9 protein-coding genes are annotated in these 13,983 nt (G+C 38.3%); 8 read left to right on the top strand and 1 reads right to left on the bottom strand.

Going from position 1 to position 13,983, the window contains the following annotated elements; translation table 11 throughout:
• Window positions 1-35: 35 nt before the first annotated feature.
• The 6 genes from ACK4M9_RS14095 to ACK4M9_RS14070 all read left to right on the top strand — a co-directional run bounded on the left by ACK4M9_RS14095 (window position 36) and on the right by ACK4M9_RS14070 (window position 7,260).
• A complete protein-coding gene (locus ACK4M9_RS14095; protein WP_409851741.1) occupies window positions 36-2,096 on the top strand; it encodes a multiheme c-type cytochrome in 2,061 nt (686 codons plus the stop codon).
• Window positions 2,097-2,324: 228 nt separating this feature from the next.
• Window positions 2,325-2,876 (top strand): hypothetical protein, encoded by a 552-nt coding sequence (locus tag ACK4M9_RS14090; protein ID WP_409851738.1) that lies wholly within the window; start codon window positions 2,325-2,327, stop codon window positions 2,874-2,876.
• A gap of 37 nt (window positions 2,877-2,913) precedes the next feature.
• A complete protein-coding gene (locus ACK4M9_RS14085) occupies window positions 2,914-4,989 on the top strand; it encodes a penicillin-binding transpeptidase domain-containing protein (protein ID WP_409851736.1) in 2,076 nt (691 codons plus the stop codon).
• A 198-nt stretch (window positions 4,990-5,187) separates the two neighbouring features.
• Window positions 5,188-5,691, top strand: coding sequence for a VanZ family protein (locus ACK4M9_RS14080; protein WP_409851734.1), 504 nt, complete (start codon window positions 5,188-5,190; stop codon window positions 5,689-5,691).
• The gene (locus tag ACK4M9_RS14075; RefSeq protein WP_409851731.1) at window positions 5,688-6,500 is read left to right on the top strand and encodes an SGNH/GDSL hydrolase family protein; all 813 of its coding nucleotides are present in this window, start codon (window positions 5,688-5,690) and stop codon (window positions 6,498-6,500) included. The genes ACK4M9_RS14080 and ACK4M9_RS14075 overlap by 4 nt, the downstream gene beginning before the upstream one ends.
• Window positions 6,501-6,696: 196 nt before the next feature.
• On the top strand, window positions 6,697-7,260 hold the full coding sequence (locus tag ACK4M9_RS14070; RefSeq protein ID WP_409851728.1) for a class D sortase: 564 nt from the start codon (window positions 6,697-6,699) through the stop codon (window positions 7,258-7,260).
• A gap of 135 nt (window positions 7,261-7,395) precedes the next feature.
• Here the strand turns inward: ACK4M9_RS14070 and ACK4M9_RS14065 are convergent, their stop codons facing one another.
• Complete coding sequence (locus ACK4M9_RS14065) at window positions 7,396-7,923, bottom strand: sigma-70 family RNA polymerase sigma factor (protein ID WP_409851725.1); 528 nt, start codon at window positions 7,921-7,923, stop codon at window positions 7,396-7,398.
• A 339-nt stretch (window positions 7,924-8,262) separates the two neighbouring features.
• On the opposite strand from ACK4M9_RS14065, the gene manA reads away from it, so the two are divergent.
• Both manA and ACK4M9_RS14050 read left to right on the top strand, forming a co-directional pair.
• Window positions 8,263-9,207 (top strand): mannose-6-phosphate isomerase, class I, encoded by a 945-nt coding sequence (gene manA / locus ACK4M9_RS14060; protein WP_409851723.1) that lies wholly within the window; start codon window positions 8,263-8,265, stop codon window positions 9,205-9,207.
• 885 nt (window positions 9,208-10,092) lie between these two features.
• Entirely contained in the window at window positions 10,093-13,827 is a 3,735-nt protein-coding gene (locus ACK4M9_RS14050; protein WP_486303943.1) for a glycoside hydrolase family 10-like protein, read from the top strand.
• Window positions 13,828-13,983 lie beyond the last annotated feature (156 nt).

Here is a 13,983-nt window from a genome sequence, read left to right as displayed (position 1 = left end):
TACTCAAATTCATTACATTAAAGGGTGATTAAAAAATGCTTAAATTCGGGGATACTCGTAAAGGTTTTATTCTTATATTTTGTTTGATGTTAATTATACCTACTAACGCGGGATTTTACATGCCTGTTGTATTTGGTGAGGCCATCCAACAAACTGAAGACGAAATCATCATTCAACAAGACGAAAAGAAAGAGATATCCGTTTTTATTCTTGAACCAATAAATCGATCTTCCTTTAATGTGAATGAACTTGTTCTAGGCATTGACACTGAAATAGAAGAGATAGAACATACTTTCATAACTATTTCAAATCAAGAAGAGGTTATCCAAGTAATTGATATTTCTGCATTAGATACTGCTCAAGAAGTTTCGGTCGATATTAGTAGTTACGAGGATGGTAAATATGAAATAACTGCAAAGAGTATTGTAGGTGAACATGAGTATTACTCTAATGTCATTCACTTTGAAGTTGACCGTACTGCGCCTGAAATACAAATAATAACACCAAATGGAAATCTTGGCAAGGATGCGACGATTTCAGGTAATACAGAAAGTGAATTGTTGGTTTCCTTATCGCTTGGTGAAGATACCTACCAAACATCGTCTGACGAAGATGGATATTTTACATTTGATCTAAATAGTTTAGTTGAAAATGATGTGGAATATATCGGTTTTTTATCAGTTGTAGATGGAGCTGGAAATATTGGAGAAACAACGGTAACTTTTGAGATTGATCAGAAAAGACCCTATATTTCACCAGATGTGTTTCCTAGCTCAAATATGACGCAAGTTCCAATCAACACTGTTATAACAGCTCAAATAGTAGATAACAATCCCATTACGAGTGAAAATATTTCAAACAATGCAATTCAAGTTTTTGAAAAGGGCTCAGAAACGCCGATCGCTGGTACTGTTACATTTAATGAAAATACTAGTCTAATAATGTTTACTCCTGATGAAAATTTAAATGCTAGTAAAAAGTATTTTGTAATAATCGATCATTTATTGAAGGATCAGGCTGGAAATTTGCTTCATGCGAGAAACTGGTCTTTTACAACAAAATCAGGTGCAAACTTTGAAAATCCTCATGGGAACTATCAAAATAATACAAACACTTGTAAAACATGCCACAGTGTTCATACAGCTTCAAAAGCTAAGTTGGAGGAACCTAGTGATGAAGTAAAAGAGAGGTTAAATCATTTGAATCAGCCAGTAACTAGTTACTGTATGGCTTGCCATGATGGGACAGTTGCTAGTGCGATGCCTGAGGTAAATGGTCATTCAAACCATAACAATAAAGAAATGATACGACCTGATGGTTCAGTTCAAATCCAATCTTGTGGTAGCTGCCATGATGTTCATCTAGGTTGGCATGAAACAAATCCGAATTTAATTAAAGATCACTTAGTCTTTGATCACAGTAGTACAGAAAATGGCAAAGATGTAGGGGTTATAGATAGTAGCGTGAAATTATGCGAGTCTTGCCACGAAAATGGCTGGATAGATGAGCAGCGTAAAGTAACCTATAGTCAATTTAGATATAGTAATTGGAATTATAGTAACCAAGATTTGCGCGAAGGGGAATTGTATTTTGGGAAAGAAGAGGATTATACATTATGTTTAAGATGTCATAATAGTGAGATCCAAACAAATAATCCGAAGGTGAAAGACATTAAAAGCCTTTATTCTACCAGCAACTCTACTTCTGGTCATTTTATCAGTAAAGACCGTGTTCAAGATGGCAGTTTATTAGATGGACATCTGCCATGTGCCGATTGTCATGACACACACAGCTCTGCAAATGGGATGTTAATTAAGAACACTCTTGGCAAAAACGCTGCAAATCGGTCGACTTTAGAAAACTGGCCAAATGCCAGTGTGACCACAAGTGTTAACCAGAGAACGCTTTGCTTATCATGTCATAACGATGAAACAGAGCTATATGGAATTACTGTATCGTTACCAATGAAAAGAGCTGACGGAACCAAAATTAATGCACACCAACCAACAAGCACTAATGCTTGTTCAAATTGTCATGGTGGTACTTCAAAGACGTTTTTAGAGGCTGTTCACGCCCCTAGTAAAAGAGGCAATTAGTCAAAGTTTCTATCTATATCTTCCACGCAAGAGCACAGATGGTTTTCATACCACTGTGCTTTTTTAATTTACAGGTGTCACCAATATTAGGTGCCTGGCACCTAATATTGGTGAGAACAGGAATTCGCTGACAACTAATTGGCAATAATGTATGGTAAAATCTATAATAACTTACATATAATAGATTATTCTAAAAAAGTCACCCTTTATAAAGGGGGAATTTATCTCATGTATCGAATATATCTTAGATATAGTCTGGCTATAATTGTCCTAATTGTGATGGGGGCATCTGTATATCATTTTTATTTTTCAGCAAAATCAGATGCAATTGATGAAGAAATAGAACTAGTTGTCGAGAGTGAACCTGTAATGGAAGTTGCTCCACAGCAAATAATACCTAAGACGAACGAAGATGAGAGTGTAGATGTCTCAACAAAAATTTCAGAATTACATAAGGAGATGAACGGGTTAGTAGGTTGGTTAGGTTATCGAAACGTCCGTTGGGAGAATCAAAAAAAGCTGAATGGTCTTCTTAGTCAGGTAGAGTTGATCAAAGCTAACGCAAAAAATGCTGAGCTTCAACAGGATATGGAAAATATGCGAGCATGTATTGAAGTCGCAATCGCCAATGAAGATAGTGAAGGGCTTAGGTATGCGCATCGTATCATTCATGATTTGGACCATTTCATGAACAACAATATGGGCGATAACAAAGTTTACAACGTAACAACGTATGGGAATGACAAAAATATAAAAGTCGTTATCAAATACATTAACTAAATGGTGCCAGGCACCGATTTTTCAGAGGGGGGATAAGATGCTACAACAATCAAGCAAGGTTCTGTTAGTTATTGTGTCACTATTGGTTTTTACGTTAATTGGATGTTCGAAAGAAGAAGAAGTGAAGCCAACTCCAGAGGAGGCTTTTGAGGCGTATGCGGCGTTTTGGGAAGATGGAAATTATGGGATGATGTATGAGTATCTGTCGTCTGAAGCAAAACAAAAGATGACAAAAGAAGAGTTTATTGAGAGGAATACGACTATTTATCAAGAAATTGATGCTACGAATCTATCAATTAAAATGATCGTTGAGGAAATCGCTGAAGAAGAACAACAAGAACTTCCAGAAGAAAATGAACCAGAAACAGAGAAACTCATTGAGTTTGAGAAATCGATGGAAACGATCGCTGGCGACATTTATTTTCGCGAAACTGTTTTGTTGAAATTAGAGGCGGAAGAACCAGGAGAGGATTCTCAAGAAACTTGGCGTTTAGATTGGAAGCAGGCGATGATTTTGCCACCATTACAAGAGGGAGATGAAGTAAAGGTTCGTACGTTACTACCAACGAAAAGAGGCGAGATTGTCGACAGGAATGGTGAAGCGTTAGCTGTAAATGGTAAGATACTAGAGTTTGGCATTGTTCCTGAACGTCTTCCAGAAGATGAAGCCAAGTCAATAGAAGATGCTAGCAGGTTGCTAGAGATGTCAGTAGCTGAAATTGAAAACAAGCTAAATCAATCATGGGTAAAACCTGGTCATTTTGTGCCGTTGAAATCGATATCACAAGGGAAGCAAGACTTATTTAACGAACTGATGCGTATACCGGGAGTAACCTATCGCGAGGTTGACAGTCGTGTTTATCCTCTCGGGGAGATGGCTGCTCATTTAATAGGATACATCGGCAAGATTACAGATAAAGAGTTGGAATCACGTAAAGATCTAGGCTATCACGCAAATTCCTATTTAGGAAAAGCGGGTCTTGAAGCAATCCTTGAGGATCAACTTCGCGGGGAGATTGGTAGAGTCATCTATTTAGAAAACGAGGCTGGCGAGGAAACAGTCACAATTGCGAAGAAAGAACCTGTCGATGGCCCCGTCATTGAACTAACAATTGATACAAAGCTACAAAAATCGATTTTTTCGCAATTACAAGGTGAAACAGGAACATCTGTAGCGTTACATCCGATAACTGGTGAAGTGTTATCGCTAGTCAGTAGTCCAGCATATGATCCAAATGATTTTGTCTTAGGAATTTCCTCGCAAAAGTGGCAGGAGTTAAATGAAGACGAGGCAAAGCCATTCCTTAATCGTTTTACACAAACGTTCACACCTGGTTCAACAATCAAACCGATTACTGCTGCGATTGCGATTGATAACGGTCTAGATAAAACAGAAAAAAGAGTGATCAATGGCTTGTCTTGGGGTAAGGATACGACATGGGGAGGTTATCGTGTTAGTCGTGTTACCGATCCAAACCATGATGTAGATCTCAGGGATGCTCTTGTGTATTCAGATAACATTTATTTTGCACAGATCGCAATTGAGCTTGGAAAAGATAAACTTGAATCTGGCTTAAAAAACTTTGGCTTTGAGGAAAGAATTCCGTTTGAATACGGGATGGCGGTTTCGAAAGTAGCAAACGAGACGATCAACTCAGAAATTCAACTAGCAGATACTGGATATGGGCAAGGTGAATTGCAAATATCACCATTACACCTAGCGCTGTTATATACAGCTTTTGTAAATGAAGGAAGTATTCCAACGCCGACGTTATTCACTAATCGGACTGAAGTACTATGGAAAGAAAACTTAGTAGATGCTGAGAATGCCTCCTATATTTTGAGTGCGCTTTTAGATGTGATAGAAGATCCACAGGGAACAGCGACAAAAGCGAAGATTACTGGTCTGCCCTTAGCAGGGAAAACAGGGACGACAGAACACAAAATGTCTCAAAATGATGCCGGTAAAGAAACGGGCTGGTTTGTAGCGATGAATACAGATGCGCCTAAGCTTTTAGTCTTAATGATGATTGATGACGTTCAAGATCGTGGTGGTAGTGGGATGGTCGTACCAAAAGTTAAAAAAGTATTTTCGGAGACATTTCCAAGGTAACAACATAATGAAATAAGAAAGAAGCACCGCTTTGGGTGCTTCTTTCTTATTCTTTCAAAAATGTTACTGAAATCTCTTTCGTACCATTTTTGGTGGTAATTGGTAGTTATTTCTCGTATCTTATTATATAATTAGGTACAAAGTCTTTTATTACCATAGTTTAGTAGCGTAAGAATACATAATAAGGAAGCGGGAATTTTGAAAAGTAGAAACATCAAGTGTATTTTATATTATTGGCTGCCTCCGATTGTTTGGGCGGCTGCTATTTTTATGGCTTCATCACAACCATATGAGCAACAAGACTTAAGGCCGACGCTACTTGAGAACTTTGATTTAGAGTTCGTTGAAGAATTAGCAAGCGGTGTTAGGATTACCTACGCTGGTTCTGAAATTAGTATTGAGTCAAGTGGAGTAGAGGGGCTTGTCGAATTTTTCATTAGAAAAGCGGCTCATTTTTTTGTCTATTTCATCCTTGGTATTTTAATCTACCGACTACTGCATTTTCTAGGAATAAGGAAGTATATAATCAGCTTCTCGCTCCTTAGTGTTGTCGTTTATGCAGCGTCCGATGAGATCCATCAGTATTTTACTCCTAATCGAACAGCACTAGTAGAAGATGTTATTTTAGATAGTGTAGGTGGTTTAATAGGGATCTTACTGGTTCATTTCATATTTTACCGAAAAGTCAGGAGAGAACGATGAAAAAATTTATTTTTACAGTCATGATGATTTTTGTCTTTGTAGCTATGCTGTTGTATGGTAAATACGAGTATGATCAAAAGTTGAAAGCGACCTCTCAACTTGCTCAAGCAGAGATACAACAATATCAAGTGAAGCTTGAGGAAGAAAGAAAGCTTGAGGCAGAACAACAACGACAACGGGTAGAAAAGTTGGTAAGAAATCTACAAATGCCTTTAAAAGATAAGGTGATAGCTTCTCTAGAGAACAAGGAGCCCCTCCAAGTTGTTGCAATGGGTTCGCGCGCTTTGACAGGTGTAGACGATATTAGTCCGTGGCCCGAGCTTTTCCAAGATCTTGTTAATGACGCTTATGGTCAAAAGCTTTTTCAAGTAACAACGTTAGCTTATGGAACGTCAAATACGTTCGATATTGTTCCGAACAAAAAGCATATGGAGGCCGCACAACTAAAACCTGATATAATCATTCTTGAACCTTTTATTTGGAATAATAACGGTTTTGCGCGAATTGAGGATACGCTTTATCATATTGGTGTAATGGTTCGAGATCTAAAGCGTGAAAATGAAGATATGGCTATTTTTATTCAACCGCCTAATCCTATTTTTGGAGCTAGCTTTTATGGAGAACAAGTGGAGACGGTAAAGCAATACTGTCTGGAGAATAACTTGGTTTTCCATGATCATTGGCAAACCTGGCCAGACTTAAATGATGTGAAATTAAAACAATATTTACTTGCTGATGATAATATCCCTAATCAGGAAGGTCACAACCTTTGGGCTACTAGTCTTGTAAAAACATTTGCCGCTAACTAGTGAAAAACTACGAAGGTGTTAAAGGGATCACTTAGATCGTCTTGCCAAAACAGCCCCTTGTGCAGCTAAATAACAGCGCAGCGAGTGTTGCTACTACTAAATGGAGTTGGTTAGCTAACTTCAGAGTGTACTCTTCACATTCCGGTAATTCTACATTATACTAGAATTGAATATAGGTCAGGACATGGAGGTAACTATGCTATTAAAATGGTTAACGAGATTATTTCTTATTGCAGGCCTTAGTATTGTCGCTTATAGTGGCTATATGATTTGGGATGGTAACAAACAAGTATCCGATACGCTAACAGAAGCGAAAGATCTTGTTAGCGAACCAAGTACCCCTAGTAAATTTAATCCTAAATTAAATGATGTCATTGGCATAATTAGTATACCGAAATTAGATAAAGATCTTCCTATTTTAATTGGAACAGAGGATGAGCAATTAAATAGAGGAGTAGGGCACTATGTGGGCACAAAGTTTCCCGGTGAAAACGGACAAATTCTCTTGTCAGGACACAGGGATACAGTATTTAGAGGCTTAGGCGATCTCCTTCATGGTGACGAAATCAAATTAGATGTAGAGTATGGTTCTTTTTCATATGAAATCGTTAATACGTATATTGTTGATGCAGACGACACTTCAGTCATTGATTTTAATCTTGATGAAGAAGTTCTAGTTTTATCAACTTGCTATCCTTTTTCATATGTCGGTAATGCACCGCAGCGTTATATTATTGAAGCGAAACCAACTAAACAATAAATCTAAAAAACACCAATCTTTCTGAGTGTAACTGTCCGTATAAATGGGCGAGTTTCATAGAGGTTGGTGTTTTTTTGTTGCTAATGACTTTTAGATCACTTCCTAAGAATACAAGTACGGAAGAAAGGCGTTTTGCTATTCACGAATACGATCGATAAGTTCGAGAACCTCGCTTGCCTTTAAGTTGAATCTTAGCTTTGCTATCGCTCGTTTTCGCCAAGTTTTGACGGTATCGATAGAAACGTTGTATTGCTGGGCAATTTCCTTTGGACCTTTGCCATGCTCATAATATTCACTGAGCCAAATTCGTTCAGTTTTTGAGAGTAGTGGAAGCACTCGACTAAAAGGAAAACTTACTTCAATTTTGTAGTCGTGTGCTGGAATGTTTTCAAATATCTCTTGTTCGATAGTAAAATTACGCAGATAATACTTATGTTCAGCATTAATGTGATTAAGTAATTTCCCTCTAACATACATTTTGGCAAAGGCTGAAAACTGGCCTTTTTTTGAATTATACTGAGTTCTCGCCTCCCATAAAGCAATTAAGCTAATTTGGTAGAGTTCATCGTATAATTCAGGCCTTTGTAGTTGTTTAATCTGACTCTTAATTAATGGTGTAAATGTTTCAACTAGTTCCTCAAAGGATAGTAGATTAACATTCATTTTTTTGACAACTCCGGCGGAAAGCGCGCCTTCCAATATTCCGCGGTTGACTCTATTATCTTGATGATTAAGGTGATTGTCATATTAGCAAAAATGAAGTTATGTGTCTTAAAAAAGGCTAAACTTTAAGTTTCACTTGCTCAAATTTCAAGTTTGAGAGGTCAAACTTAAAGTTTGGTCTAATTTTCGTGTGGTACCTTCTCCAGAGGTGCCTGGCACCCTTTGTGGACAAACTTAGGTGAAATTCCACACCAGGAGGACACTTTTAAACCGTTTGATGACTAGGGGTTATTCTCTTGGTATAATCTAGGGGACTTATTAATGAGAAGGAGTGTCGGGATGCAACCTATCTTTTTACAGCCAATCTTTAAAGAACGAATTTGGGGTGGAACAAAGCTTCAGGAAGAGTTTGGCTTTGCCATTCCTTCTGATCAAACCGGAGAGTGTTGGGGAGTTTCAGCACATCCTAATGGTCAAAGTATCGTGAAATTAGGCTCTTATCAAGGATTGACATTAGGCGAGCTCTGGGAAAAAGAACGAGGGTTATTCGGAAACATTGATGGCAAAACATTTCCACTTTTGACAAAGATTTTAGATGCTAGAACTGACCTTTCTGTTCAAGTTCATCCGGATGATGAGTATGGCAAACAGTACGAAAATGGTGAGCTAGGAAAAACAGAATGCTGGTATGTGATTGATTGTGAGCAAGATGCTGAAATTATCTTTGGTCATCATGCCAAAACAAAGGAGCAATTTGTCGAGATGATCGAGTCAGGTCAATGGGGTCAACTTCTACGCAAGGTCAAAGTTTCTCCTGGTGACTTCTTCTATGTTCCAAGTGGAACGATCCATGCGATAGGAGCGGGTGTCTTAATCCTTGAAACACAACAAAGCTCGGACACGACATACCGTGTTTATGACTTTGATCGAGTCGATTCAGATGGCAATCAGAGGGAGTTGCATATTGATAGAGCAATCGCAGTCTCAACAATTCCACACGAAGATCATGTAGCGACTCCAAGGATCACCGACCTACCAGGTGCGTCTATAGTAAGTTTCGTAGAGGAACAGTATTTTTCAGTCTTTAAATGGGAGGTTCGTCAGTCTCTTACTACGAATGTAAAAGATAAATTTCTCATTTGTAGTGTCATTGAAGGTGGAGGCGATCTAAAAATCGGACCATCGACATCCTCGATTGTTAAAGGTGACCACTTTATCTTACCGGCTAATTTAGGTGATGTTATCATCGAAGGCGAAGTAAGTTTAATTGTATCGCATCCATAGGTGATTAACTTTTGGTGCCAGGCACCCGAGGTGTGTGACATCCTATTTACAGTTTTATGGGTGGGCTCACTGTCTTACTCTTGATGTCTTTTCTTTTTCCATATAGGGTCAGGTTCATAAGAATTATGAGGGGCCTTTCATAGGAAATAGTAAACGTTTCAAAGTAAACATATGGGATTGCTGATTAAAGGTTTTGCCTTTTTCTCGGCAAAGCTAGTGAAAGAACATTTAGATTAGTCGAATATAGCAATGGGGAGTAAATTTTAATCGATGTAACACCTGTAAAAGTTGGTAGTGACTATAAAATCCAAGATGTGATTGTTGTTCCAGCAGAGATGAAACACTTATTTAGAACGAACTAATCAAAAAAACTGTCTCAAAGGTAAAGTATCAGTAACTCATCTACTTTAGATTGTGTAGAAACAACACTGCTCTAAAGTAGTATGGCGAGGTGAGCTGCCGCTTATGGGACAGTTTTTTTTCGTATTATACAGTGGAATTGTCTTGTAAATTAACTTGGCTATAGGTTGTGTACGCGTTGAATTAATGTTATTCCATTGGTGTTAGACACAGCTGAAGATTACTATTAACGAATTCTTCACCGAAATATGAACATAAACACTAGGAGGCGACATTTAGGACAATTTAACTAATTTTGGAGTGATAATTCAATATAATTTATTATGGAGTTAATATTCACCCTAAAGAACTAATTCGGAATATTATTTCACTTATACCATAAACTGTGCTAAGATAACTACAAATCGAGCTAAGTTTAATAGTTTGGTAATTTTTTTCGAAGGAGGGTGTGTATCAATCTCACTTTTTGTAAGCGTTTTCTAAAGTTCTTGATCTTCAAAAATGATGATGTAGGAGGAATGACTTTTGGTTAATCGGAAATGTAAAAAAGTACTTAGTATCTTAATCATTTTTGTGATGATGCTAGGTTATTTACCAGCCAATTTTGTAGTTGCGAATACGGATGAGCAAGAAGAAAATGAGACGATTAAAGCTAATGTATATAACGCGGATGGTGAAACAATCGATTTTTCCCTAGAGATTGATTTAGTAAATCCAGAAACGCGAGATGCTGGAAAATATACGATGTATACATGGGAAAAAGGCTTATACACAAATACTGGGGGCTATGGAGTCGCAATTGCGATTGAAAACGGTGTAGTCACACAGGTCATCGATGGTCGAAATGTTGTTCAAGATAGCATGCTCATTCCTGGCGACGGCTATGTCCTTTATGCATGGGAGCCTTCAACAAGTGGAGACAACCCGAGAGCTGTGCTTAAAGATAATTTTCAGGTCGGAAAAAAAGTTAGTCTAGTTGGGTACGAGATTCCTATTCTTCCAGAAAAAGCAGTAGTCGCTAGTAATAATGAAGTGATTACGGTAAATACAGTCAACGAGCAACGGACGTCGGAAAACACGGTTGTTTATACACGTGATTATGGAGCAACAACAGGAACTGGTGACTGGGGCATTGAAGTTGTTGTCTCAAAAAACAAAGTCATTGAGATCGTTAATGGCATTAACCAGCAATTTAACAATGCGACAATACCAGTTGACGGCTATGTACTTTCAGTGAGAAATCCAGATTTACGAACGAAGTTATTAGCGAATTTTAAAGTTGGTGATGTAGTTCGTCTTCACGGTGTAACCATCCCTGAAGTGAAAGACGAAAAAGGTGTTCTTTTAGAAAATGGGATGTTTATTGAAGTCGGACAAATAAATGGAACAAGACCTGCAGGTACCGTTGTTCTTTATGATGCTAAGCAAGGGAGAACAACAGGAACTGGTGACTGGGGAGTTGAGGTAGTTGTTGCAAATGGCGTTGTGAAAGAAGTCATAAATGCCTTAACAAACAACGAAAGTCGTAAAAATAACGCTGAAATCCCGATTAACGGTTATGTTTTATCCGCTATTGATCCATCAGGTTCTACTGTCTTAAGAAACAAATTGGCTCAAAATTTTAAAGTAGGCGACAAAGTTGAGCTGTTAAACATTGAATTACCAAAGCCATATGGAGTTGTTGCTCCAAATAACAAGCGACTTTTATTATCAGGTGTGAATGCTAATCGTGACGCTGATACGTTAATTTTGTACACAGCTGCCTTTGGAATGACAACGAAAACAGGAAACTGGGGCGTTGAAGTAATCGTTCAAGATGGAGTTGTCACTGAAATTGTTAATGGTGCGACAAGTGAAGGGAATAAAAACAATTCCGCAATCCCGATTAACGGCTTTGTTTTATCTGCCCATGGAAATCAGCGAGCAGCTTTGACAGATAACTTCAAGGTCGGTGACGAAGTTATCGTCGAGGGAATTACGTTACCACCAAGTGTGGCAGCTATTTCTAATGGAGAGCATCGAGTCATTATTACTGATAATAACCGTAACCGTAATGCCGATGAACTAATTTTATACACTTCAGATTTTGGTCTTACAACAGGAACTGGCCCTTGGGGTGTTGAGGTAGTTATTGATGGTGGTGAAGTTGTCCAAGTCATCAACGGTCTTACAGGCGATAACAGCAATAACTCCGTCATTCCAATGAATGGCTATGTCCTATCTGCGATTGATCGTTCAGGTTCAATGGTGCTTCGAAATCAGTTGCTTAACCACTTTAAGGTTGGGGATAAAGTAGAATTAGAAGGTTTCGTTTATGATCCTCGCACCGAATTAACAAAGGTAGCGGATGCAATCGATCCAACTCGAGAATCAAATCCAGGTGGAGCCATTTATGACGGATTCCGTGGACCAGATCAACTGATTGTCTACACGCCACAGTATCCAAAAGCAACAACAGGAACCAATATTTACGGAACAGAAATTGTTGTCGTTGATGGGTATATCGTTGAAAAAGGTGGCTATAACAAAGAAATTCCAGAAAATGGTTTTGTTGTCTCAGGTCATGGTGTCGCAAGAGATTGGCTAAACCAAAATACAGTTGTTGGCGCAAAAATAGAATTTGATCGTCAGTCAAAAGAAGTGAAAATCATTGTTGATGGCGACGTTTACTTACGTATTGCAGAAATTGCCTATAAAGAAGCAGAGGCAAGCTTGGAGAACGCGATCAATGGATTTTTTGATATTGAAGAAGATATAGCACGACGAGCATTAGCGGTAGTAAAAGAAAAGCTAGATGATGCGAAGGTAGCAACAGATGAACTTTCTAGTATTAATCTAGCAAGAGAAGCAAACTTATTAGCACAAAAAGCGTATTACTTAACAATCGAGTCTGTTCCTGTTGAGGGCCGAGGTGTCTGGCACCGACCAACAGAGAAAACACTCGAACAGGTTCAAAAAACATTAGATAGCTTTGCTCGTGCAAATATTAACTTAGTATACTTAGAAGCTTTCTATCATGGCTATGTCATTTATCCTAGTGATGTCGCTGAGCAGCGCCCTGAATTTGCAGGGGGCGACATCTTACAAATGTTCATTGATGAAGCGAAAAAACGTGACATTGAGATTCATCTTTGGGTTGAAAATTTCTATGTCGGTCATACTTCATTTAATCCGAACTCACCCATTTTAGCGAAAAACCCTCACTGGGAAGCATTAAATAATAACTTAGAGCGTCCATCAACAAGGGAAGTTGGTTATATCTTTATGAATCCAGCCCATCCCGAGGTTCGCGATTTTTTATCAGAGTTATATAAAGAAATGGTGACGAATTACGATGTTGCAGGTATTCAGTTAGATTACATTCGATATCCTAATGGTGGTTTTGGTAACGATTATAGCTACGATGACTATAGCCGTAACGTATTTAAAGAACTATACGGAATGGATCCATTAGATATCCCTTCTCGTGACCATGAGATGAAGAAAAAATGGGATCTATGGCGCCAAAATAATATTACAACGTTTGTCGAACGTATTCATCAAGAAGTAAAAGAGATTAATTCAAAGATTACGTTATCGACAGCGATTTTCCCCCAAGTAAGTGATGCTATAAATGGAAAGATGCAGGATTGGCCGTTATGGGTTGAAGAAGGCTACTTAGATGTGATTGCTCCGATGGCCTATTACACGAGTCCACAGCAAGTGAAAGATGACGTAACCTTCATGCATAACCTAATGGATAACAAAACAGTTAATTATGCAGGGATCGCTCCGTATTTAAAGCTGTCACCGAAAGATATTGTGCAACAGGTCATTGGTGTTAGAGAAGCAGGAGCGCATGGCGTTGTCATGTTTGACTCAAAGAGCTTCTTTGATGACATGCTAAATGCACTTAGTGAAGGACCATTTAGCAAGCCAGCACTCGTTCCAGATGCTGATATTAAAAAATCGGTGGAACGGATGTTAGAAAATATCAACCATAAAATGGAACATATTTATTTACAAAAAGGCGGAATGACTACTGCTGAAAAAAGGGTTGTTGAAGTGCAGTTAGCAACAGTTTTAAGGAAGGCTGACTTTACAGCTGAAAAAGATGTTCAAAAAGTAGAAAAAACGATGGAGAACATCATGAAACGAATTGACAAACTCGTAAAAAATCAAGTAGTAGCAGAACGGATCTATGAAGACTTAGAGTATACGAAATATCTTGTGACGTATAAATTATGGAATGAGTTTGGGCTAGAGCCTACAGGACGGTAGTGATGTTAGCTAGTGGAACACAACAATGAACCGCTCGTTCTTTGTCACAGGAAAAGACGATTCCAAATTTTAGAGCTTTTAACGGACGCGAAAATTAGATAAAGTAGATTACTGAGTACCATTCCTTATTAGGTTGAAGGAATGGTACTCTCTTTT

The organism is Anaerobacillus sp. (assembly GCF_046314235.1).
Lineage (GTDB): Bacteria > Bacillota > Bacilli > Bacillales > Anaerobacillaceae > Anaerobacillus.
This window is presented reverse-complemented; position numbering and strand designations above follow the sequence as displayed.